We start from the raw sequence: 24,572 nt of genomic DNA on the forward strand, positions 1-24,572 counted from the left end.
AATTAATTTGCGTCGAATCTCCTTTAGAAGAAAAGGTTTGACGACATCTACATAATGTGTAGCTTTAAAATAATTATTATACGTAAAGTGTAACATTTCCCCTTAAAAATTACAACATTAAAAATAGGTGAATATTAATTTTACTTTTTAAAATTGCCTTACGATTCATTGTAGGTCCAAACGCAATATGCTAACATTTGACTTTAACGGGAAATTATTTAGATATGCTTCAATACAGAGGCAAACTTAATAAGCACAAACAATCCTCTGATATTTAGCGTTCCAACAGTGAACAATATTTGGGGTTTTTTAATTTTTGTTTATTAAGTGCAACAAATCCTTTGTTGATACGTTAGTTAAGTGAAAGGATGTTTCTTGAATGAATATTGAAGATTTATATGCCCAATATTTTAAAGATGTTTACCATTTCGTTCTATCCTTAACGAAAAACAGCGCATTAACCGAAGATATTGTTCAAGAAACATTTATACGTGCTTATTTAAATTTAGACAGTTTTCATAACCAACCGAACAAAGCATGGCTTTTTACAGTATCGCGCAACATCTATTACGACCATATAAGGAAAAACAAAAATATCGCAGATATAGATTATGATTATTCGACAATACCCGATACAAATATATCCCCAGAAGATGCTTTATTTCAGAAAGAAAATCTTCAACAACTTTATGAAGAAATTATGAATCTGAAAGAAAATTATAGGGATGCAATTATCTGTTTTTACCTGAAAGAGTTAAATTACAAAGAAGCAGCTACAGAAATGAATGTTACTGAATCAAATTTCAAAAGTATATTATTCCGTGCTAAGAAAAGCCTGAAACGTTCTTTAGAAAGAAAGGGTGAGCCGCTTGAAGAGTGATGAATTCAAAAGAAAACTCGAACAATATCAACAAGGAAGTTTGACACCAGAAGAGGAAGAACAGTTTGAAAACGAATTAGAAAAACTCGACGAATATCAAAACTTTCTCGAAACAGAGATGAAGATAGAAGTCACTAAAAATGAATATGATCCTAACCTTGAAAAAAGGATTTTGAAACGCAGCCAATTATTTGCTTATCTTCGGATTGGGTTATCCACCTTAATTAGTGTTTTACTCATTCTTCCGACTCTAAACCTATTTACAAGTGTTTATTATAATGCAGGGGGTGATTCCAGCAAGATGAATGTGCTTCAAGAAATAACAGAAACAGTTATCCCAATAACAAATCCGAATGTAGAACTTGAAAACCCTCAAAAAACAAGAAATTTTCTAAAAGCAAAATACTCATTTGATCTTTATAAAAGGATAGGAAAAGAAAGAACATTCATCGCGTCAGATAACATTACACTTGTGTTAAACCATGCAACAAGGGAACGGAGGAATGTACCTACCATGATGAGTGCTAATCCTCCATTAGATCAAAAAGCAGCAATAACTAGGTTAAGCAAGTTAAATGAAGAGATTGTCGTGGAACTCTTTATCGTCTTTAATGAACCCCAAGAGTCTAATCAGGTTGATACTTTAGCAAATAAATATGATATGGACATTCTATGGCGGGCTGTTAAAACCGATGACAATGAACATGAAGATGAACGTTTTATCGGTTATCCAGAAAACTTTCACCGTGAAAAAGGAGCAACTTCGGCAGAAGAAGAATTTAAAAGTTCTTTAGCCTTTTTGAGCAAACACGAAAAATTGGCAAGATCCATTTCAAACAATAAGATACATTCGGCAAAGGAAAAATTGAATTATATAAAGAAAAATGGAATTTCAATCGTTGGATTATCTGTCACAGGCCCAAGTCAAGAAATCCTCTCATTTATAAAAGAGCAAGATGAAAATATCTCAAATGTATATATAGGAGGTGAGAAACTATGGAATTGGCAAACGGAAGAAAAATAAAAACAAGTAGTCTTATCCATTGGATCGCTTACGGATTACTTATCATCAATTTGTTTTACATGAATCTAAATGTATTAATCGGAAAACCTGCATATTTTTTAGTGAATATTTCTTTGGGATTGCTTGCGATGTTGTTATGCAGCGTTGTGTTGTACATGAAGAAGGGAACGGATAGTACACCGATTATCGGAATCTTACTCAACGTACTATCAATTATTATTGTTGTTGGAACGCTATTCTTTTATGTAGGATAATGGAGGGAAAAAGATGACTTCAAATAAATCATACGGATATTGGTCTATATTGTTCAGTGTTGCAGGTTCTTTACTTCTTGTTGCTTCATACCTGATTTCTCCAAATGAACCTCAAGGAATGATCGTGATTGGCTTACAAATCATGTTACTATCAGCAATCGTCCTTTTGGGTTTGGGGGTTGTAACAAGCATCTTGGCTATAAGAAAAAAAGAGGAAGGCATAAAAAAATACATCGGTATATTATTGCCAGTGATTATTATTTTGTTTGCCGTATTAGTTCCTATTCTAATGGGGATAGGTTTCATGTTGAATGACAACCCTTAATTGAATCAATTCACAACCAGAAAAGAAAAGTAGGGCATGAATTGTCATGCCCTACTTTTTTTAACATCTGAAAGCTAACATTTTCGCTTGGAATGCTACGACTACCCGGTCGCTTCCGGCGTTATCGGTCCCACGAGCACAATTGATGAGGGTTCTATCGCATGAACAACGTGCAGGATATGACTTGTTATTCACATAGCAGCAGTCGTGCGACTTACAGCAACGATCCAATGCGTTTACCGGGGTTGGAGTGCTGCCGCAACCATTACCGCAATTCGCTCCACACCATTTATATGTTACGAGTGGATTCCACGGTAATCCATTATAACGGAATTTACAACATGTTCCGCTCCCATCCCAATTAAAACATGGAACAGGTGACGCCATGATGGAAACATCATCTGAATCGTGTGGAACTTCAAGATACGTTGGAATCGCAAATGTGTCTACTTCTCCGACTTCAAAAGTATCAGAAAAAGTAAATTCCCCATCATCAATTGAAAACTTTTCAATTACTTTTTGATTGTCCGCATCCTTTTTGACTTCAACATTAACAGAGAAAAAACTTCTTTCCTTTTGATCGGCACTTTCAGCTTTGAGCTGTGTCATTCGGATTAGCACATCATCCTCATACTTTAAATAAAGAGTGAGTTCCTGAATTGTTACTTCTTCCTGCTCCGAATCAACCTTCGTGATTACTTCAAAACCCTTTGACTCAACAAATTTACTCGGGTTAATTCTCCTGTCCTCTTTCACCTGATTGATCGCTTTGTTAAAATCAGGACGTCTCATAAACTCTTGGACCAATAAATCTAAGTCCTTTCCTTCTAAAGCACGTTCAAATACACCCATTGTAGTCTCTCCTTTTTAATATGATTTGAAGGCAACAACTTTATTTCGCGATGTCGCCTTTCATCTATAAAAAGAGATAAGAAGGACAAAGAAATCAATTAGTACAAACAATTAATACTTTTGTTAAGAGAATGTTTAACACATTTTTTAATCATTCAACCAACAAAAACCCGGCAAGCAGTTTTTTTCGCTTACCGGGTTTTTGTAATTCTTATAGCAGGCTTAAACGTTCAAGCGTGCGGCTAAGGATTTTTGCCATTTGACCTTTTGTGATGGCTTCATTTCCTTTAATGTTGCCATTGTCACCGCCAATGATGTCTAATGAGATTAGCAAATCGACGTATGGTTTCGCGTAGTCGGAAACAGCATTAGCATCCTTGAATTTCGATAGGTTGGTTTGGTTAGCATCTACTTCAAATCCTTTTGATTCAAGCAAGCGACCCATCATTGTGAATGCCTGTTGGCGTGTCAGGGAGTCGTCTGCATCGAACGAGCCGTCCCCCTTTCCTTGTAGTACACCAAGTTCCGCAAGGGCGTTCACGTATCCGTCTGCAACGTCAGAGAATTGATTGGTTGTCGATTCGTTAATGCCGAGGGATTTCCCGACCATCGTTGCGAACTCCAAGCGATTTAACTTGGTATTCGGCTTAAAGGAATCTTGTTCCCCATCAACAATACCTCGTTCTGCAAGTTTCTGGATGTAGTCCTTGTATTGGTTGCCGTCAATGTCCTTGATATTGACAATCGGATCGACGAAAATCAATTCCCCGCTCTTGTGAAGCGTCAAGATGATCTTTCCATCTAAGATGGTATATGGCACGGCTTCAATACCTTTTTCTGTTTTGAGTTTGATGACCTTTCCTTCACCAAGAACATCAAGCGGCAATGCAATTGTTGCCATATTATCGTTCGTCACTTCATCAAATGTTACAACAATAGTTCCATCCTTAGTTGGCTTGACGCTAACAGCAAAAGAGCTTGTAATTTCGATTTTGTCTTCCGTTAGGAAAATGTTACTTTCATCTGTTGTATCATCCTTGTCCAAATCTGTTTCGTCAGTTGGTCCGTTATCCGTGGACGGTTCCTTTTCCGGCTCGGATGGTTTCACATCTGTAGAAGGTTTGTCAGGCGTTGGAATCCTGTCCCCGCCATCGTTCACATTGCCGTTATTTTTGTTTCCGTTGCCATTTTCATTACCATTTGAAGGTGGGGTCGTTGGTTGCTCTGGCTCTGTTGGCTCTTCTAGATCAGTTGGTTCTTCACCTTCGGATGGAGTTTCACCATCGGTATTGCCATCGTCTCCTTCTTCACCTTTACCGTCATCGTTATCCCCATCACCATTAGAAGGTGGGTTTGTCGGCAGTTCAGGTTCATTCGGTTGCTCCGGTGTAGTTGGATTTTCCCCTTCATCCGTACCGTTGCTATCTCCATCCCCATCATTGCCATTGCCAGGTTCTGTAAGTTGCTCCGGTTCAGATGGTTGTTCAGACTCCAAATCCTTTTCGTATTGATCAAGTTTATCAATCAAGGATTGAAGGTTGTATTCTGGGTATCCGGCTGCTCGTAATTCTTCAATCGCTTCCCGTGCAGAACGGATATTTTACACCTATGGTAGCACCATCTACAGGCATTCAACCAATTATCGTAAGGAGAACTTTCAACGTCATAAACTAAACGTCTTTAGTTATGAAAACAAGACTAATAGACAAGATATTGCGGTTTGCATTCCTGTATCAAATACCCGAGCCATATTTTCCCAATTTTTGTGTTCAAAAACTTTTCCGACAAGTTGATGCTGTTCCAATGACGGATGATGCCCCACTCTATGAACCAAAGCACAGAAAAGGCATCTGAAACGATCACCTCCTTTCCTTTGATGATGGTTTCAGCCGTAAATTCGTGAATGCTAATATCGCCGTTGTTCTTGCATGTATGCACATCCACCTTTTGCACAAGAACCTTTAATGGCCCGTGCTCCCTTTCCATCGCTTGTACGGCTTCTACTACATTTGGCTTCCACTGCCACTTGTTTAAATGAGGGAATACCAATTCCTTATCTTTTGATTCCAACTTCTACACTCCTAATTCAGTCAAAATGAAACAAGCAACCCTTCTGAATAAGGTTGCCTGTTCTGCTATCGACGGATTCTCGCCTTTCTACCTTCAAGTTCAAGACTTGGCTTGTCGAAGGCGTAATAATCCTCCTTGTGTTCAATGCGGGTAAATAGATAATATCCACCTGCTTGTGAATCGTCATCCTCTACCCAAATATCAAGGTGAGAACCGCTTGACAATTCATATCCCCCTATCGCATATCGACCATTACTTTTCTTTTCCAAATAGCCCTCTATGAAAGTCGTTTTACTTAACTCTTTCATGTAGTTATGTGCTTTTTCAAGAGCTAACTGACTTTGGTAAACCAAAAGATATTTTTGGTATTCCTCGATGTCAAGAATTGCTGCATTCGTATTGTCGAACATTTCGTCAGTATCTTGTAAAAGAGTCTCAATTTCCTTTCCAATCTTTTTATACTGTTTTACGATTTCCCCCAGATTACTCATTTAGCTACCTCTCCTTTTGGTTGAATGACAGACATGTCAAAACCTTTTTCGGTCACATATCCCGCGACACCCCAAATACCAACTCTTTTCTTTTTCGCTTTTTCCTCCGCCTTCTCAAACTCTTCAAGATACTTTGTGTTCGGTGGATAAACATAAGCTACTCGTGCATAGCCTTTCTCAATCATGTGCTGATTGAAATTCACACCATCGACCCAAATATAGGCAAGCAACCGATCGTAATTATCACGCTCCGGGTTCCCGATTTCGACAGTAACCTTCCGGCCTTCCTTTAAATATTTCTTGGCATATTCTGATGACTCCTTCCCTAACCATTCAGGTTCCTTTGAGGGATGGACGCTTTCTGGAGTATCGATCAAGAGAAGCCGAATACGTTCTTCCTTACCTTTCAAATCTCCTTCTGAAAAACGAACAATGACCGTATCACCATCCACAATTCTAGCTATGGAAGCTTTTAATTTTCGTAATTGTAAACTATTTTCTTTTGATGGCGGAATAATTTCAGAAGGGGCTTCCTCCCCTCCACCTTGCAGAAGAACTCCCATTAGAATGAACAGTACGACCGCCGACAACAACGCATTTGGTAACTGTTTCATTACTTATCGGATTCTTCCGTTGCAGGTTTCTCTATCTGCAACTCCTTCGCTCCTTTCTTTACTTCTTCCGGTAGGCTGACAGTCGCCTTACCATAGTCGCTTACGGTAAGCAAGGCATCCACATGGACATCTCCCTTATCTCCTTTTTCCTCACGTGCAACGCCAGACATATCAAAGATATAGTGAAGGGACTTCAATTCATTACTGTCTTTGTCAAATGTGAAATTCACATCCATCTTATTAATTTCCGCACCTTCCGTATTCATGAGCCAACTAGTCACTGTCTTATATTTCTCGGTTATTTCTTTCTTGTCAGCAGCAAAAACGAAATGGTAGGCCCCATCTTTTTCCCTCACTTTAAAATCATCAATATTACCCTTGAAGGCATTGAACATGTCTTGGACAAAACGGTAATCTTCATTAATGTACTCGTTTCCTGGCTTTCCAGCTTTTCTCGGTCGTCTCGTTTTCAAAAGCATGATAATGGTATCCGTCCACCCAATACATTTCAGTTTGATATTCTCCAAGAGGGGCGATATTAGCTTTTGTAATGATATGAGCCATGACTGGATCTTTCATGAACTCCGTTTCTTTTGTGATGGAACCGGAATCTTCTTGATCGCCAATTTTAAATGTCTGCTTGTTCTCTATGACAAACTTCATACTTTTTGCGTCTTCGAATTTCGTTTTAGCTTGTTCAAAAATCTTTTTCGCATCCTCATTCACTTTCTTTGCGACATCTTCCGTTTTTGTATCTGTCTTTGGTGCATTTTCTGTATTGCTGCATCCAACCAACCCTACTGCAAGTACACCAACTGATAAAACTTTCAACCATGTTTTCTTTTTCATTAATACCATTAACTCCTTGTCTATTGTTTTTTCTTATTAAGTTATTAGTTTCATTACATTTCCTTACATAACCTTATCCGTTTTCCATCCCTTGCTTTGATAAATTGCATTTAAAAAGCCATTCAACTGTTTCGGATTGGAAAACCCGAGCGCATGTTGAATGGATTTCTTTGTCGCTCCCTGTTCGAGCAAATATAGGACTTCATCAGCTGGTTCGATGCCATTTTCCTTGCAGGTGGTGGAGGCGAGTTATTCGAACCATTCATTCAAAAACCTTTTGATGAACGGCTGATTAAGATCCAAGAAAGCCAATTCGCAAATGCGATTGGGTACTTGCGACTTGGAAACTCCATTTTTAATCATCGGAAATAAGGTAGCGGGCGGTGAACGACGATGACTGCGAATTGGAAAAGGCGGTATAGTTTTCGATTAACGGATGACGATGAAGACCTCGGGCAAATGCTTGAAAATGTACCGGACAGTAAAAATAGTGAAATGATTCGTAATATGCTCAAATACGCATATCGCATGATGAATGAAGAACGGAAAGAGAAAAAAGAACTGGATGAGCTTAAAAAAGCGTTGCTTGATTTCAAAGAATCATACCAATTGCAACATGAAGAGCTATTAAAGGAATTACGCAAAGGGATCAAGGTTGCTCCAAGTCAGTCTGCAACAGAAGGAGAGGAACGGGAGGGTGTCGTATCGGAAGACGCCATCAGAAACAGTGCACAAGCCTTTCTTTCCTCTTTCGGCGGCATAGAGTAGCCATGCGGAAGGGAGATATACATGCTAGATGCAAAGACTAGAAAAAAGATAGAGAGTGGCTTCAAGGAGAAAACGCGATTGGCGAAGAAAAGGTTGTTTAGGGAAATAAGCAGATGTTTTAAAGTATGTGACGCCTGTCCAATGAATGGGCAGGCGATTTCCGATGCTGCCCCAGAGGAAATCCGACTCTTCTCCCCATACATTTTTAAGCCGGTCCACGATATTCATAGCAATCGATTTTTTACTGGAATGGATAACATCCTCAAAATCAAGTGTCTTCCCTTTGTATGTCAATCTTTCTTCCTGCATGACCCGATTCAAGTGAAATTCATTCAAATCCGCGCCGCCTGATTGCACCTTAAAGGCTTGTCTAATATCCCGAGTCAGGTTAATAACACCATCGTCGATTGTACCGGACAGTTTGGTCATTGGCATAAATCCGTTGTTCTCCTTGACTCGTTGTACTGTCGTGGTTGAGACTGAACAGTCTTTAGAAATATTTGTAAGTGATTGTGCATCAGTTGATTTAATTAATATTTTTGCCTTGGTGTTTTTTGAAATAAAATAGTGTCGATCCACGATCGAAGTATGTGCAATAAATGTTTTATTGCATGCTTTACAGAAGAAACGTTGTTTTTTCAAAGATAAATAAGTAGGATAGGATCCATACATTGGCAGCTTAATGTGTGATGTTTTTGTACCATTTTTATAAATGGTATAATGATCATTTTTAACTCCACACTTTTCACAATGAGTTGGTATATAGGTCAATTTAGCTGACACAAATTTAGACATATATCCTTTATAGTTTTTAATATATACTCCATTTTCCTCAAAAATAATATTTTTGTCTTGAATATCTAGTAAAACTTTAATATCATTAAGAATAGACAAGTGAATTCCCTCCTGAATTTGGTTTTCGTCGACTTTAATTCTACAGGGAAACTCACTTGTTTTCTATTTTTTAGATAAAAAATAGTGTGAGTGAATTTTGACACATTCGTTAAATGATTCATTTAACGAATGTGTTTTTTCCTTCACCAACACTATTTATTGTAGAGCCTTATTTAATTATATAAAATGTTCAAAATTTTGTTTTGTTGACTTTTTTAGCTAACGAAATGAAACAAATGGACTATTCTTTTAATCGTGGATCAATAGCATCACGAAGACCGTCACCAAATAGATTAAATCCTAGTACAAAGAGAAAGATTGCTAATCCAGGAAAAGCAACGACCCATGGAGCAGTCTGTAAGGCAGCACGACCATCACTTAACATCGCTCCCCATTCAGGAGTTGGGGGCTGTGCACCAAGACCTAAAAAACTTAATCCAGCAGCATCCAAAATGGCAGTTCCCATACCTAATGTAGCTTGAACAATAATTGGTGCAAGACTATTCGGTAAGACATGTTGAAATAAAATTCTTCCATGTTTCGCTCCAATGGCCCGAGCTGCTTCAATGTACTCTGTTTCTTTTACAGACATGACGATTGAGCGAACAATTCGGGCAAACTGAGGAATGCCGACGATTCCGACAGCTATCATAGCGTTCTTTAGTCCTGGACCGAGTACCGCTACAAGTGCTATAGCTAATAAAATGCTTGGAAAAGCCATCATAACATCAATCACTCGCATAATTACTTGATCAATCCACCGACCAAAATAACCAGCCAAGCAACCCAATATGACACCAATAACAAGTGATATGCCAACAGAAATAAGTGCAATTTGTATTGATATGCGCGTCCCATAAACAATTCGACTAAATATATCTCGACCGAGCTCATCCGTACCTAAATAATGCTCTGAAGAAGGAGCCAAGTATCGGTCTGTTATCGATTGTGCTGTCGGGTTATGCGTGGCAATAACTGGTGCTAAAAGGGCAGTAACAACAATGAATAAGATGATACTAAAACCAATCAATGATGTCTTTCTTTTAATTAGTTGAGAAATTGTACGCTTCCACATTGATTGGCCTTGATGTTCATATATACTATTTTGATCAGTTGCATGTGGTTCTGGAAGTGGACTAGGCTGTAATGACACAAAGGACACATCCTTTCATATGTTAATTATATTTAATGCGAGGGTCAAAGTACTTGTATAAAATATCAGTAAGCAAGTTAATGAAAACAAAAATCGCCGCGATAATTAAAATCGTACTTTGCACAATCGGATAATCACGACCTAATACGGCTAAGTACACATAACGTCCAACACCTGGCCATGAAAATATGGTCTCTGTTAAAACAGCACCACCTAATAAGGTACCAAATTGTAGACCAATAACAGTTAACACAGGTAGGAAGGCGTTTTTTAAAGCATGTTGGAAGATAATAATAAAACGCTTCAACCCTTTTGCATAAGCTGTTCGAATATAGTCTTGTCGCATCACTTCGAGCATACTTGATCGTGTCATTCTAGCAATGATTGCCATCGGAATCGTTGCTAAAGCGATACCAGGTAATAAAATATGTTGTAACACATCTTTAAATGCTTCCCAATTTCCGGTTAATAAACTATCAATTAAATAAAAATTCGTGATCGTTTCTAAATGTACACCCGTTGTCATACGACCAGATGGGGGAAGAATATTAAATTGAACAGAAAAAAGCCATATCATCATTAAACCGAGCCAAAATATAGGTAACGACACACCAAACAAAGCACCTGTCATACTTAAATGATCAAACCATGAATACTGTTTTACCGCTGAAATAACACCTGCCAAAACACCTACAACAATGGCAAGAATCATAGCAAATAAACTTAATTCTATCGTAGCTGGTAATTTTTGTGCTAACTCGTATGCGATACTTTCTTTCGATTGAATCGATGTTCCGAGATCTCCTCGTAATATATTACTTATAAATCGCCCGTATTGAACGAGGTAGGAATCGTTCAGTCCGAGTTCTTCCCGTAATAATTCAAGTTGTGCTTCCGAAGCCTTTTCACCAAGCATGCTTCTTGCTGGATCTCCTGGTATAAGATGTATGAGAGAGAAAGTAATAATTGACACACCGATTAACACGGGAATTAACATAGCAAGACGCCGTAAAATATATTTAAGCATTGTCTCGATTCCTCCATTTTACAATTAAATATATGTACTGTTACTGGAGACTCTATTAAACAGAGTCTCCAGTAATTTATATAAAAGGAAGGTCTTCAAAATAGCATTTTTATTCCTCTATATCCAACAAGTTAAAAGGTTCACTTCCTGTTGGATGTGGTTGATAGTTCTTAATTTTCTTATGAGCTGCCAGTGGTGGTGTTGTATGTGCAATTGGTAACCATGGCGCATCTTCATGAATAATTTCTTGCGCTTTTAAATATAATTCTGTTCGCTTATCTTGATCCATTTCGATTTGTGCTTCTTTCAATAAATCATGCAATTCATCACTCTTATAAAAAGCTATGTTACCTGCTGACCCTTTTTTAGCATTATCTTTATCTAAAAGGACATATAAGAAGTTATCTGGATCACCATTATCACCTGTCCAACCGAGAAACGCCATATCGTGTTTCCCATTTTCAACCGCTTCTAAATGCGAATCCCAGTCACTCTCAATAATTTCCACGTTTATATTTACTTCTTTTAACATCTCTTGAATTGCTTGTGCAGTTACTTTTGGCTGTGGCATATAATCTCTCGGATTAGAGAAAATATGCAGCTTAACATCAAAACCATCCGCATAGCCTGCTTCTGCGAGCAACGCTTTTGCCTTTTCTGGATCATAATCATACGATTCAATATCATCGTTATAACCCCATAATGATGGTGGAATTGGGTTTTTTGCCTCTTTTCCAATGCCTTCAAATAACGTCATTAATTCACTTTTATCTACGGCATGGTTAATCGCTTGACGGACAAGCTTTTCGGATAATGGACCATCATGATCAGTATTCATAGCTAAGTACGAAACGTTCATCGAAGGACGACGTATGATTTCCAGGTTGTTGTCTGCTTCTGCTGTTTCGATATCTTGTGGGTTTAAACCGTTCATCATATCAATCGTTCCCGATTGTAATTCCATAAAACGTGCCCCATTATCAGGAATGGTACGAAAAATGACCTTATCAATTTTAGCCACTTCTCCAAAATAGTCATCATTCTTAACTAAAGTAATTGTGTCATCTGGCACCCACTCCTCAAAAATAAATGGACCTGTTCCGACTGGGTTTTTAAAGTAATCGTCACCATATTCTTCAACTGCCTTCGGACTTGCAATACCAAACGGCGGCATCGCTAACGTATAGATAAATGGTGCGTTCGGTTCTGATAAAGTAATTTGGACTTCATAATCATCTGTTGCTTCTACATTTTCAATAATACCTTTTAAATTATCGTCTGTTGCTCCAAACATATAACCATAGTAAATAAATTCACTCGATGATGCCCATCGTTCAAAATTATAAACGACATCTTCTGCAGTAAAATCATTGCCATCATGGAACTTTACATCTTCACGTAATTTAAACGTCCATGTCAAGCCATCATCAGAAACATTCCATTCCTCAGCTAAAGCTGGTCTTACCTCTGTACTTTCTTCTTCATAACGAACGAGCGTATCATAAATTTGATTCGTAACATAAATCGATTCTCCATCCGTTACTTTTGAAGGGTCCAGTTGAATTGAATCTGCTCCACGTCCAAATATTAACGTCTTTTCGTCTCCGCTTCCTCCTTTACTATGAGAACCATCCGTTGTACTTGAATCTTTTGAACATGCGGATACAAAGATAGTTATAATTAGCATAAGAACTAACATAAGTGATAATTTCCTTTTCAAAGCTATCCCTCCTATAAAACATTATTTTGGCTACTTATATGCACTTTCTGATAGCATGCCGCTCGTTTCTCTTTCCACCACCTCCTTAACGAAATGACAAGCAGCCATCTGTCCTGAGCGTGATACTTGTTTCAATGTCGGTCTTTTTAAGAGACAAATTTCCTCAGAAAAAGGACATCGTGTATGAAATTTGCATCCACTCGGTGGATTTTGTGGTGACGGTAAATCGCCTTTTAAGATGATACGATCTTTTTCTGCGTAAGGATTTGCTTCTGGAATCGCTGATAATAAAGCTTGTGTATACGGATGTTTTGGGTCTGTATATAGTTCATGAACTTCACCAATTTCAACGATCTCACCTAAATACATCACTGCCACACGATCACTAGTATGGTGGACAACACTTAAATCATGGGCAATAAATATATACGTTAAATTAAATTCTCGTTGAAGGTCTTCCATTAAATTAATGACTTGTGCTTGAATAGATACATCAAGTGCAGAAACTGGCTCATCACAAACGATAAGTTCAGGTTCCAAAACGAGTGAGCGAGCTATTCCAATTCGCTGTCTTTGTCCACCACTGAATTCATGTGGATAACGTTGTTTATGATAAGAACTTAGTCCAACTCGTTCCATCATCTCTTCTACCTTTTTTAGACGCTCTTCTTTAGGTATACCAAAAATCTTCATAGGTTCAGCAATTGTTTTTTCAATTACTTTTCTTGGATTTAAAGAGGCATACGGATCTTGAAAAATTAGCTGCATTTCTTTTCGCAACTTTCGAAGACGTTCACCTTTATATGAAGTGATATTTTCTCCTTTAAAAAAAATTTCCCCTGCTGTTGGCTCGAGTAATTTTAAAATGACACGTCCTGTTGTCGATTTACCACAACCACTCTCTCCAACAAGTCCAAGTGTCTCACCTTTCTTGACAGAGAAAGATACACCATCGACAGCTTTAAGCATCGGTTTTTCACGTGAGAATAATTTATCGCTTTTTAACGGGAAGTATTTTTTCAAATCTTTTACTTCAAGTAAATTGTTCATTGTTTTACCGCCTTTTTCGTCTTTTCATATAATAAGCATCGCACAGTATGATGTTCACTAACTTTTGTCATATCTGGCCCCTCTATTAAACAACGTTCCATCACATATTTACACCGGGGTGCAAAATGACATCCTTTTGGTAAACGTCGTAAATCAGGAGGTAGCCCTTCAATAACTTCTAACTTTTCTTTATTGGGGGTTATTTTAGGTATCGATTGCATTAGACCAAGTGTGTACGGATGTTTTCCATTATCAAACAGTTGTTTTGTATAAGTCATTTCAACTGCTTTTCCTGCATACATGACAAGAACTTCATCACATACTTCTGCAACGACACCTAAATCGTGTGTAATCATAATAATAGCCATATTCAATTCGTCTTGCATTTTCTTAAATAACTCTAAAATTTGCGCTTGTATTGTCACATCTAGTGCAGTTGTTGGTTCATCTGCTATGAGTAAAGAGGGATTACAAGATAGTGCCATGGCAATCATGACACGTTGTCTCATTCCACCACTAAACTCATGGGGATACATCTTAATCCGCTTCTTTACATCTGGAATACCAACGAGATGAAGTAAATCAAGTGACCGCTCAAACGCCTGTTTTTTGCTCACTTTTTCATGGGCGCGAATCGTCTCAACCATTTGCTTTTCTATCGTAAACACGGGATTAAGTGATGTCATTGGATCTTGAAATACCATTGAAATTTCTTTCCCACGAATTTGGCGCATTTCTTTTTCCGACTTTTTCAATAAATCTTCACCTTTAAATAAAATTTCTCCAGACACAATTTTCCCCGGTGGAGACGGGATCAATCCTAGAATTGACATCGCCGTCATGCTTTTTCCTGATCCTGATTCACCTACAATTCCTAACGTTTCCCCAGGTTTTACAGAAAAGCTAACATCATCGACGGCTTTAACCGTTCCTGATTTAGTAAAAAAATGCGTATGTAAATGTCGAACTTCTAATAAAGCCGCTTTCATTCGTTTCATCCTCTTTCATTCCATTATTCTATGAACTATTAACTATCCGAAAATTTAATTTAATGATATTATACAAGGTTTTCGTTATTTTATGACTTTTACTCATTTTTTTCAATAAATTTTGTAAGATTTGGATGGAAGAGAGGAAGGGGCATGTGATAAACAATTGATATATTAAATATCAAAGCACTTCCACATTAAAGATTTTTTTAGTTGATTATTCAGTTTTTCCTTTTTTAAATATAGAAAAAACCCCATGTTCATTCATGGAGTTTAAATAATGGTGTTTACTACATCCCGTCATTATCCTGGACTAATATGTCTTTATAAATCATTTGCAGCTTTTCTAAAATATTTTGTATATCTTTGTTCGTATATAAAGTTTCAAATACATCTAAAAGCTCTGATTCAGTTAATCCTTCTATTGAAATCGCTTTAGTATAAATACGATTATATTTAGCTTTAAATGTTAGTGCCTTCTTGCTAACTTTTATACCTTTATCTTCTATCCTTTGCATTAATGAAATGCGTTTATCTGCTTCAATAGGTCCGACTTCTAGGACAAAATACAATAAATCTGGATTAATATTAATCCAAAATAAAAAAGGTCCATTGTCCCACCACCACTTTTCTCTTGTTTCCCCTAATTGCTCTTTAAATTGATCGAACAACGGAATTTTAAAAGAGAGATTTCTCTTAGACACACGATAGTGATCTTCAGGAATATTGTTTAAGGCCATCCATTTCTTAAACGCTGTTTGCACTTGTCTATTTGTTTCATTTACTGGCAAGTTTTTCATCTGGTTGGTTTCTATTGTGCTCAATTTTTTCGTTCGACTATTTAATATGTCTGCTAATTGATGTCGCAATAAAGTAAATTCAGGGTCATTATATAACTCAATCATTGCTTGTGTAAGCTCAGCAGTATCATTCCATTTATTAATATCCAACTTGTTCGAGTAAAAACGCGTATAACGTGATTCTTCTGATTTAGACCTTTCACTAAATGACAAGCCGATGTTTTCTAGTTGTTCAAGAAGTGAAAGGCGATTAACGTATTTTATAGGTCCTATTTCAGCAATAAGACGTAAACGACGATCTTTTGTTTGTTCGAACCAAACAATGAGTCCTGTTCCTAACCAATAATTAGGTTCTCGTACGTGAAAGCGACTAACTCCATGCCATTCAGGTGGTAATAAATGTGGCACAGTTGGATGTGGACGATAAAGAATTTCTGCATCAAATTGTTGTTGAATAAACTGCTCAAAACTATACGCTAAAATGTTTTGACCATGTTTAAAAATATATTCAATTGTATGTTTATACTTTTTAACAAAATGATGTTTATACTCTGTTTTTAATTGCAGTTCTTTACTAACGATAGCCGTCTCTTCAAATAATGAATCAATGGTTGATTTATGTTGACGATATATATCAATGGCTTGTAATATTTGATCTTGATTTGGATTATATTTTTCTTTTAATATAATGTTGTAATCCTCTATCAAGTTATAAACATCTTCACTCAATTGATTCTTATGTACTGTGAGAATGGTCTGTAAGATCGATTGTATTCTCTCATACGTCAAAATAAAGTATTGGTGATTAGAAGGTTTCTCTCCATTCAATGTTAAATAAATAGGAATAATCGTAAAATCATTAAATATGTGCTGAACAAAATGTAAATAATCATCTAGCTGATTTTCTGATTCGGTTGAATAAAACTTATTCTCTATCAGAATAACAAGCTTCGACTGTTTGCTTACAATAAGTAAGTCAATAAATCGGTTATTATCTGTTTTTACCTCACGATATACGTAGCTATTCATTAATGAGTGATTAAGAATTTCACCTATTTCTTCATATTGTAAATTATCACTGTTTTCATCTATTAAAATAAGATGTTCGATTGTTTTTCGTAAAAAATAGTCATACAATTGATGGTTTTCCATCGGATCTAATAACCATGCTAGAAGATTAGAATGGCGAATTTCATAGTTTTCTAATCTTAATACTTTTAATGTATTAAATGAATTTACTTCCTGATTGAGTTGTTGAAATACAATATCATTTTCTAACTCTATTAAATCTCGCATTTCCATCTATGTTCACCTCTACAATTTCATTATTAATGACCGATACATATCTTATAAATCAGTAACAAACTATATGTATTCACGTTCATTTAAGGCAGAAAAATAGTAGTACAAATAGTAAACATCATTTGTACTACTATTAAATCACTAATAGTTCACTTTTCTATCTACGTTTATTTTATCCCTGCTTTTACAGGTGTTTCGCTATTTAATCCGAGTACTTTTGCAGTTGATTCTTGAATGTCTTGAAATAACTCTGGATTCTCTGTTAATGATTTACCGTAAGATGGAATCATTTCTTTAATCTTAGGTTCCCAATCTGTCATACGTTCTGGGAATGCCTTCTCTAGCACTTCTAACATAACATGAACAGCAGTAGAAGCCCCTGGTGATGCACCTAATAAGGCAGCAATCGAACCATCAGCAGAGCTAACAACTTCGGTACCAAATTGAAGCGTTCCTTTGCCACCAGCTTCTGTATCTTTAATAACTTGTACGCGCTGTCCCGCAACAACAACATCCCAATCTTCTGCTTTAGCATCTGGAATAAATTCACGTAATTGTTCAACACGTTCATCATTCGATAACATGAGCTGTTCGATGAGATATTTCGTTAACTTCATTTCTTTGACGCCTGCTGCTAACATAGTTAACACATTATTCGGCTTAACAGAACCGATTAGGTCAAGATTTGATCCAGTTTTTAAAAACTTCGGTGTAAAACCAGCGAACGGACCAAACAATAATGACTTCTTGTTATCAATATATCTCGTATCTAAGTGTGGGACAGACATTGGAGGTGCCCCTACTTTAGCTTTACCGTATACCTTACCATGATGTTGTTCAATGACATCTTCATTATTACATACCATAAATAAACCACTTACTGGGAAACCGCCGATATGTTTTGACTCAGGAATACCTGTTTTTTGTAGTAATGGTAAACTTCCACCACCAGCACCGATAAATACGAATTTAGCTGTATGATATTCAAGAATATCATTAGCGATATCGTGCACTTTTACTTCCCATGTCCCATCATCCGTTCGTTTAATATCTTTTACAACATGTCTGTAATTGACTTCAACATCACTTTGTTGTAAATGTTCAAACAATATGCGTGTTAATGCACCAAAATTAACGTCGGTTCCTGTGTCAATCTTAGTCGCTGCAATTGGTTCGTTAATTGTACGATTTTCCATCATTAATGGAACCCATTCTTTTAATGTTTCAGGGTCATCAGAGAATTGCATTCCTTGAAATAATGGATTTTCTGTCAATGTTTCATAACGCTTTCTTAAAAATGATACATTATCTTCGCCTTCTACAAAGCTCATATGAGGTATCGGCATAATAAAATCTTCTGGGTTAGAAATTAAATTGTTTTCTACAAGATAAGACCAGAACTGCTTCGAAACTTGAAACTGCTCATTGACTCTAATTGCTTTACTAATATCGAGTGAACCGTCAGGCTTTTCTACTGTGTAATTTAATTCACACAATGCAGAATGTCCTGTTCCCGCGTTATTCCACTCATTAGAGCTCTCTTTTCCTGCACTATCAAGCTTTTCAAATACTGTTACTCGCCAATCTGGTACTAGCTCCTTTAAGAGTGTACCTAAAGTTGCACTCATAATGCCTGCACCAATTAAGATAACGTCTGTTGAAGTTTGTCTGTTACTCATTTTTTACCGTCCTTCTTACTCTAAGTTTTGCAAAAAAGATGCCAATGACAGTAACACCTTTTTTGGTATACCTGTAACCTAATTATATTGTATCATTATTGTTAAAAGATTAAAATACATAGGATTTTATTGTTGGTTATTTATTTCGGGAAAAGCTAAGCATGGGAGAAAAATCTGATAGGACGGAAATTTTGATTAAGAACGGCGTAATTTAAAACAATCTATGACTTACTACGTTTGGCGTTAGAACTAAGAAATATAACGTTCTTCATGATTTAAGCCGTCTTTTTTCTATACATTCATCATAATCATTTTGTGCACCTTTATCTAGGTTATCATACTTCGTCTTTTCTTAACTTCTCTTAAACGTTCAAATTAAAAAACGGTGAAGAGAAAGGTCGTTTGAAGAAAAAATAGTGCCACTTGCAATGTACTTAAATCAAAAGGAAAGAGAAGCCTTGAGAGAAATATATAATGGAAGGGACAGATTAAATTCTGCCCCTTCCGGTCTTTTAGTGCTAATTATTCCATGATTTACATGTGGTGGATTCGGATGTATAAAGATTTGATTCATTCACTTCAACAACTCGTTCCTGATGGGTATATATATTCATTTTATGATGACGGACAAACCCGATAGCAGTAATTCCTAAATCATCTGCCAATTGAAGAGCGAGATCTGTCGGAGCGGATTTGGAAATAAGAATTCCTATACCCATTTTCGATACTTTTAAAAGGACTTCAGACGAGATTCTTCCACTAAAAATAATGACTTTATCTTTTAAAGGCATACGTTGTCTTAAAATATCTCCATAAACTTTGTCAAGGGCATTATGCCTGCCGATATCTGTTCGCATCGTTAAAATATCATCAACAGTACTAACCGCCGCATTATGTACGCCACCTGTTTCTTTAAATTGCACGGACTTCTGCTGCAATTGATCCATTAATGCATAACATTGATGAACGGTTATCGTTTGTTTACTTGTAACTGTTTTAGCAGTCTTTACATCACTTTGAAAGTAAAATTGGCGACTTTTCCCACAACAGGAACCAATAAACCGCTTTGAATGATTGTTTTGGATCATGTCTGGTGGATTTTTTACCTCCACGTAAGCAAAACCTTGGCGATCATCAATTGAGAGAGAGGCGATCTCATCATAGAAACGAATCACGCCTTCAGACGCCAAAAAGCCGACAACCAAGTCCTCAATGTCCGTTGGTGAGCAAACCATCGTTGCAAATTCTTTACCATTCAACATAACTGTTAAAGGGAATTCAGCAGTAACGATTTCTTCCCTTACCGATGGCTTATCTCCTTCAAAACGGACAATTTCCCATCCTTTACGAGCTGTTTCAATCATCCTTTTTCACCTTCTTGTTTATACGTTTCTTCATTTATCAACATTTCTCCAATGTTTTAATTTCTCAACTATAGCATATTATAGCACTTTGTTTTCTAATGTTTTCACAATGTTAAAGATGAATTTACTTGGAAAAGAAAGACACTAGAACGATTATGTTCTAAGTGTCTTCCTTTATAGTTCAAACATCGAATGAACAACAGATGCGCCATATGAAATATTTAAGTCAACACATTATGAAGCAGTTGTCGTTTCTTGCTCATTGCTTTTTTCAGCCGCTGTTTTTTCCTCGTCGTCCATAGCACCATTTGCTGACTGTTTAAACACTCTTAATGTGTCTCCGACTGCTTTACCAAGTTCAGGTAATTTATTCGGACCGAAAATAATTAAAGCCAAAACAAGGATTAGAATCAAACCAGGAACGCCGATATTAGCCATAAAACTCTCTTCCCTTCTTCATAAGTTTACTTTATAGTTTGTTAAGCATTTTTCTCCATTTTCTTTACTTCTTGTGCCTTTACTTCGTTATACCATAGTTCATGACTATTTTTTGCATATTCTCTATCCATATAACCTGTCGCCATGGCGTTGAAAGACATACGATCAGCTGGATGGAAAATAACCAAATAAACATGAACAAAGAAGAAAAGTGTTAATAAGACAGCTGACACATCATGAATAAAGAGAAAGATGAGTTGAGCTGTTGCTGAAAACCAGTTAAACCAAAGGATAAAACCACTTATCGCTAATAAAAAGCCAAATACAACCGCGAACAAGTAGAACATCTTTTGACCTGTATTATATTTTTCTTGCGGGGGCATGCTATCTCCCCCGACAAAGTAATGTTTCGGTGCAGCGAGTAACCAACCGAGATCACTTTTACTCCATTTAAACGCCCTTAAAAAGCCGAAACGCTTTTTGGAAAAGATAAAGTAAAGAACTGGTGCCACAACAAATAGTACACCGCCAATACGATGAAGTAATCTAATAAAGACACCTATTTCATTCACTAATAGAGCTGATGTACCTTCAAAAAAGACTGCATACCCTGTCAGTAAAGCGAGGACAAAGCCAACGGCAACTGTCCAGTGCATAATCATATCTGGAAGGTCATAGCGTTTGACTAATGTTTTCTTTCGCTTACTCATTTTTATCATCTCCATTAGCCGTATCGTCATTGGTTTCTTGTTCTTCTTTTCCGTAATTTGCTGAAGCAACGATGAAGTTTGTTAATAATCCGGCGGCAGTTGCACCCATTAATAATTTTGTAGCTGGTTTTACAACATCGCGACGAAAGCTAACTAAATCGTCTGTTTTCGGCTCAACTGGTAAGCCATAAGTCTCAGGCTTATCAGTTAAAACATATATATAATGTAAACCACCCATTTCTGTATCTCCATATACATTCGCATTTGGGTATTGATCTTTTATTTCTTCAACACGTTTATACGCTTTATCAACAGCATTTTGCCACGTGTCAAATTCTAAACAGTTTGTCGGACAAGTCCGAACGCATGCTGGTACTTCTCCATTCGTTACCCTATCTTGACAGAAATCACACTTATTCATATATTTACTACCTGTTAATGTATCTGTTTCAAAGCGTGGTATATCGAATGGACATACCTTTGAACAATACGTACAACCGATACATGACTCTTGGTTAAATCCAACAAAACCATCTTCATGAGTAAATAATGCTTCTGATGGACAAACCTCAACACAAGGAGCATCAGTACAATGCATACATTGATCCTTCCAGAAAATCCAATCCATTGTATCCGTTGATTTATCATATTGCTCAATAAACTTCATAAGCATAAGCGTATTTGCATTGCGATCGGCTGGGTTTTGATATGTTCCAGGAACATGTTCAAACTCTGTTGCTGGTAAGTTATGCCATTCCTTACAAGCGATTTGACAAGCTTTACAACCTGTACAAAGAGTTGTATCTACTAATATGACTTTATCACGTTTTTTAGCCATTTATTACTTCTCCCCCTTCGTTACATTACATGCGCATGCTTTATATTCAGGGGTACCAGTATTCGGCTCATAACCAGAATTTGTCACATGGTTAATCGATTCTCCCTGTACTAAACCTTTAAAGCCCCAACCCCATGGTACACCGATAACTTCCACTTCTTTGCCGCCAACTATAAATGGTTGCATACGATCTGTTACCATCGCTTCAATCGTCACAGCACCACGAGCAGTTGAGATTTCGACTGGATCTCCCGACTTGACGCCTAACTTTTTAGCTAAGTTTTTACTAATTTCTGCAAAGTTAGATGGCATTAATTCATTTAATTGTGGTGTATTACGTGTCACCGCACCAGAGAGAAATTGTTCTGTCACCATATAAGTCGTTAGTATATATGGATAATCTTTTGCTTTTCCATATTTTTGGAACTCAGGTAATTGTACCGGAGCTGCAGTCGGATTAGACTGCTGGCTAAACATTTGATTCTTAACCGGTGACTCTAACGGTTCATAATGCGCTGGAAGTGGACCATCACCAATACCACTTTCTTTACCCTTTGGTGCTACTTTAAACACGTTTGGATCATAGCCGGGTTTTAACTTAATATCAGGTGCTTCTTGTTGTGGCATCGTAAATGGACCACGGAATAGCGCCCCTTTTCCTTCAGCATTAGAAAAGATTTTACTACCTTCTGGCGTTTGAGGTGCCTTATCCTTCGCTGCTACATGTAAGACATCTGCTCCAACCCATTTTTTCCCGTTCCACGATACAATAGCACGGTTTTTATCACGTGGCTTACCATTTTTATCTGCGGAACCACGATTCCATAATATACGTGTATTATTAGGCCAAGAAAATGTCCAATTAGGGTGAACACCTAGACCACTCGGGTCAGTATTATCTCGACGTAATGAGTTGTTGCCCTTTTCAGTGATGACACCTGTATAAAGCCCCGCAACTCCTGAAGATATTTCTCCCGGTTCCATATTTTGAATATCAGAACCAGAGTTCAATAACTTGCCAGTTTTTAAGTTATAACCGTTCATTTCTTTAAGAACTGCTTCCATATCAATACCATGATCTAGAACTGGATAATCCCATGTTAAATCAAGAATCGCTCTATCTTTAGGATCATTACTATTTACATAAGATTTTTTAAGTCTCTTCACAATTTCATAAATCATATCACCATCTGGCATTGATTCACCTTTTGCTGGTACGACAGCTTTTTTACCTTGAATCCAGCGTGAAGAGTTTGTCATTGTTCCATCTTTTTCAAATGATACAGCTGCTGGAAGTAAGATGACTTCAGTTTTAATGTCCTTTGGATTTAAGTCTGGATGTAACCAGAACGATGTCGTCTCCGTTTCAAAAACTTCAGACACAACTAACATATCTAATTTACTTAAACCAGCTAAAGCCATGTCTAAAATCGGAGTACTTACGACTGGGTTTTGCCCAAAGATAATCCCCATTTTAAATGCGTCTTGATTTAACTTTTCAAAAATTGGTATATAAGTGGGATTAGAAAGTTTAGAGTCACGCTTAGGTATATTATGATAACCAAATTCATTTTCTGGTGTTGCTTTGTCTCCAAACCACGCCTTTAATATAGAGATGAGCTTCTTCCCGTTAGCCACACCAAATGCTTGAATATAGTCATTTAATGTTGGTTGGGCATCGGTTGGAATCGGCGTATATCCTGGTAAAATATGTGCCATCAGAGCCAAGTCTGTTGAACCTTGAACGTTAGGCTCTCCACGGTTAGCGTTAATACCACCGCCAGGCATACCCATATTTCCAAGAAGTAATTGAATAATGGCATACATACGTATTCCCTGTGTACCGACAGATTTCTGTGTCATACCTAATGCATATAAAATCGTCCCTGGTCTATTTTTAGTAAATGTTTCAGCAACAAGTTTCATTTTATCAACTGGCATACCTGTAATTTCACTTGCTTTTTCAAATGTGTAGTCTTTGAAGTGTTCTTTTAACTTCATGAAAACACAGTCTGGATCATCTAATGATTTCGCCTGTATTGGTAGACCATTAGCATCTAGTTGATAAGTCCAAGTTTCTTTATCATATGAACCCTTACCATCAAATCCTGAGAATAGACCATCATGAAATTTAAAGTCAGGGTTCACTTTATATAATGCGTTCGTATTTTCACGAACATACGTCTCATCATATAGCTTATTGTCCAAGATATATTTAACAATTGCACTTAAATATGCAATGTCTGTTCCTGGACGTACGGGTGCATAAATGTCTGCTACTTTAGCTGTCCGATTAAATCGTGGGTCAACAACGATTATTTTAGCGCCTTTTTTCTGAGCTTTTAAAACCCAGCGCATAGCTAATGGGTGACATTCTGCTGTATTATTACCCGCAATTAAAATGACATTCGCATTTTTCATATCATTAAAGTTGTTTGTCATTGCTCCACTACCAAATGAAGGGGCTAAACTAGCCACCGT

Annotated in this window: 25 protein-coding genes; 5 read left to right on the forward strand and 20 right to left on the reverse strand. The window is 37.0% G+C overall.

What is annotated here, in order from left to right; translation table 11 throughout:
• The first annotated feature begins 379 nt into the window (after positions 1 to 379).
• From HNQ35_RS06925 to HNQ35_RS06940, 4 genes are read left to right on the forward strand one after another with little or no spacing between them, the layout of a single operon-like run.
• On the forward strand, positions 380 to 880 hold the full coding sequence (locus tag HNQ35_RS06925) for an RNA polymerase sigma factor (RefSeq protein ID WP_146936684.1): 501 nt from the start codon (positions 380 to 382) through the stop codon (positions 878 to 880).
• Positions 870 to 1,904: an anti sigma factor C-terminal domain-containing protein gene (locus HNQ35_RS06930; RefSeq protein ID WP_146936686.1), complete on the forward strand. Its 1,035-nt coding sequence runs from the start codon at positions 870 to 872 to the stop codon at positions 1,902 to 1,904. The genes HNQ35_RS06925 and HNQ35_RS06930 overlap by 11 nt, the downstream gene beginning before the upstream one ends.
• Positions 1,877 to 2,158, forward strand: coding sequence for a hypothetical protein (locus HNQ35_RS06935; protein WP_120117189.1), 282 nt, complete (start codon positions 1,877 to 1,879; stop codon positions 2,156 to 2,158). Before HNQ35_RS06930 ends, HNQ35_RS06935 begins: the two co-directional genes overlap by 28 nt.
• 13 nt (positions 2,159 to 2,171) lie before the next feature.
• Positions 2,172 to 2,483 carry a hypothetical protein gene (locus tag HNQ35_RS06940; protein ID WP_146936687.1) on the forward strand — a complete coding sequence of 104 codons (312 nt, stop codon included), beginning with the start codon at positions 2,172 to 2,174 and terminating at the stop codon, positions 2,481 to 2,483.
• 60 nt (positions 2,484 to 2,543) lie between these two features.
• Here the strand turns inward: HNQ35_RS06940 and HNQ35_RS06945 are convergent, their stop codons facing one another.
• From HNQ35_RS06945 to HNQ35_RS06975, 7 genes are all read right to left on the reverse strand, one after another.
• Positions 2,544 to 3,335, reverse strand: coding sequence for a phospholipase A2 family protein (locus tag HNQ35_RS06945; protein ID WP_146936689.1), 792 nt, complete (start codon positions 3,333 to 3,335; stop codon positions 2,544 to 2,546).
• 211 nt (positions 3,336 to 3,546) lie between these two features.
• Positions 3,547 to 4,863 (reverse strand): S-layer homology domain-containing protein, encoded by a 1,317-nt coding sequence (locus tag HNQ35_RS06950; RefSeq protein WP_146936691.1) that lies wholly within the window; start codon positions 4,861 to 4,863, stop codon positions 3,547 to 3,549.
• Positions 4,864 to 5,033: 170 nt separating this feature from the next.
• Entirely contained in the window at positions 5,034 to 5,405 is a 372-nt protein-coding gene (locus HNQ35_RS06955; RefSeq protein WP_146936693.1) for a hypothetical protein, read from the reverse strand.
• 65 nt (positions 5,406 to 5,470) lie between these two features.
• The gene (locus tag HNQ35_RS06960) at positions 5,471 to 5,896 is read right to left on the reverse strand and encodes a DUF5348 domain-containing protein (protein WP_120118572.1); all 426 of its coding nucleotides are present in this window, start codon (positions 5,894 to 5,896) and stop codon (positions 5,471 to 5,473) included.
• A complete protein-coding gene (locus tag HNQ35_RS06965; protein WP_146936695.1) occupies positions 5,893 to 6,510 on the reverse strand; it encodes a thermonuclease family protein in 618 nt (205 codons plus the stop codon). Before HNQ35_RS06965 ends, HNQ35_RS06960 begins: the two co-directional genes overlap by 4 nt.
• On the reverse strand, positions 6,510 to 6,989 hold the full coding sequence (locus tag HNQ35_RS06970; protein ID WP_146936697.1) for a DUF6612 family protein: 480 nt from the start codon (positions 6,987 to 6,989) through the stop codon (positions 6,510 to 6,512). The genes HNQ35_RS06965 and HNQ35_RS06970 overlap by 1 nt, the downstream gene beginning before the upstream one ends.
• Positions 6,931 to 7,359 (reverse strand): DUF6612 family protein, encoded by a 429-nt coding sequence (locus HNQ35_RS06975; RefSeq protein ID WP_146936699.1) that lies wholly within the window; start codon positions 7,357 to 7,359, stop codon positions 6,931 to 6,933. The genes HNQ35_RS06970 and HNQ35_RS06975 overlap by 59 nt, the downstream gene beginning before the upstream one ends.
• Before the next feature lie 393 nt (positions 7,360 to 7,752).
• On the opposite strand from HNQ35_RS06975, the gene HNQ35_RS06980 reads away from it, so the two are divergent.
• On the forward strand, positions 7,753 to 8,127 hold the full coding sequence (locus HNQ35_RS06980; RefSeq protein ID WP_146936701.1) for a hypothetical protein: 375 nt from the start codon (positions 7,753 to 7,755) through the stop codon (positions 8,125 to 8,127).
• Between the two features lie 24 nt (positions 8,128 to 8,151).
• Here the strand turns inward: HNQ35_RS06980 and HNQ35_RS06985 are convergent, their stop codons facing one another.
• The 13 genes from HNQ35_RS06985 to HNQ35_RS07045 all read right to left on the reverse strand — a co-directional run bounded on the left by HNQ35_RS06985 (position 8,152) and on the right by HNQ35_RS07045 (position 24,569).
• A complete protein-coding gene (locus HNQ35_RS06985) occupies positions 8,152 to 9,021 on the reverse strand; it encodes a transposase family protein (protein ID WP_146936703.1) in 870 nt (289 codons plus the stop codon).
• Positions 9,022 to 9,262: 241 nt separating this feature from the next.
• Positions 9,263 to 10,096 (reverse strand): nickel transporter permease, encoded by an 834-nt coding sequence (gene nikC / locus HNQ35_RS06990; protein WP_146936758.1) that lies wholly within the window; start codon positions 10,094 to 10,096, stop codon positions 9,263 to 9,265.
• 100 nt (positions 10,097 to 10,196) lie between these two features.
• Positions 10,197 to 11,201 carry an ABC transporter permease gene (locus HNQ35_RS06995; RefSeq protein ID WP_146936704.1) on the reverse strand — a complete coding sequence of 335 codons (1,005 nt, stop codon included), beginning with the start codon at positions 11,199 to 11,201 and terminating at the stop codon, positions 10,197 to 10,199.
• Between the two features lie 109 nt (positions 11,202 to 11,310).
• Complete coding sequence (locus HNQ35_RS07000; protein ID WP_307724220.1) at positions 11,311 to 12,921, reverse strand: ABC transporter substrate-binding protein; 1,611 nt, start codon at positions 12,919 to 12,921, stop codon at positions 11,311 to 11,313.
• A gap of 30 nt (positions 12,922 to 12,951) precedes the next feature.
• Entirely contained in the window at positions 12,952 to 13,971 is a 1,020-nt protein-coding gene (locus HNQ35_RS07005) for an ABC transporter ATP-binding protein (protein ID WP_146936708.1), read from the reverse strand.
• Positions 13,968 to 14,969 (reverse strand): ABC transporter ATP-binding protein, encoded by a 1,002-nt coding sequence (locus HNQ35_RS07010; RefSeq protein WP_281284181.1) that lies wholly within the window; start codon positions 14,967 to 14,969, stop codon positions 13,968 to 13,970. The genes HNQ35_RS07005 and HNQ35_RS07010 overlap by 4 nt, the downstream gene beginning before the upstream one ends.
• 281 nt (positions 14,970 to 15,250) lie before the next feature.
• Complete coding sequence (locus HNQ35_RS07015) at positions 15,251 to 17,062, reverse strand: PDDEXK-like family protein (protein WP_146936710.1); 1,812 nt, start codon at positions 17,060 to 17,062, stop codon at positions 15,251 to 15,253.
• A gap of 167 nt (positions 17,063 to 17,229) precedes the next feature.
• Positions 17,230 to 18,741 (reverse strand): malate:quinone oxidoreductase, encoded by a 1,512-nt coding sequence (locus HNQ35_RS07020; RefSeq protein ID WP_146936712.1) that lies wholly within the window; start codon positions 18,739 to 18,741, stop codon positions 17,230 to 17,232.
• A gap of 518 nt (positions 18,742 to 19,259) precedes the next feature.
• Complete coding sequence (gene fdhD, locus HNQ35_RS07025; protein ID WP_146936714.1) at positions 19,260 to 20,105, reverse strand: formate dehydrogenase accessory sulfurtransferase FdhD; 846 nt, start codon at positions 20,103 to 20,105, stop codon at positions 19,260 to 19,262.
• Positions 20,106 to 20,339: 234 nt separating this feature from the next.
• Complete coding sequence (tatA, locus tag HNQ35_RS07030; RefSeq protein WP_146936716.1) at positions 20,340 to 20,543, reverse strand: twin-arginine translocase TatA/TatE family subunit; 204 nt, start codon at positions 20,541 to 20,543, stop codon at positions 20,340 to 20,342.
• 41 nt (positions 20,544 to 20,584) lie between these two features.
• Entirely contained in the window at positions 20,585 to 21,253 is a 669-nt protein-coding gene (locus HNQ35_RS07035) for a formate dehydrogenase subunit gamma (RefSeq protein ID WP_170226636.1), read from the reverse strand.
• Positions 21,246 to 22,091: a 4Fe-4S dicluster domain-containing protein gene (locus tag HNQ35_RS07040; protein ID WP_146936720.1), complete on the reverse strand. Its 846-nt coding sequence runs from the start codon at positions 22,089 to 22,091 to the stop codon at positions 21,246 to 21,248. The genes HNQ35_RS07035 and HNQ35_RS07040 overlap by 8 nt, the downstream gene beginning before the upstream one ends.
• A 3-nt stretch (positions 22,092 to 22,094) precedes the next feature.
• A complete protein-coding gene (locus HNQ35_RS07045) occupies positions 22,095 to 24,569 on the reverse strand; it encodes a molybdopterin-dependent oxidoreductase (protein ID WP_246118063.1) in 2,475 nt (824 codons plus the stop codon).
• Positions 24,570 to 24,572: the final 3 nt, after the last annotated feature.

Source organism: Cerasibacillus quisquiliarum (genome assembly GCF_014202495.1).
In the GTDB taxonomy this organism is placed as follows: domain Bacteria; phylum Bacillota; class Bacilli; order Bacillales; family Amphibacillaceae; genus Cerasibacillus; species Cerasibacillus quisquiliarum.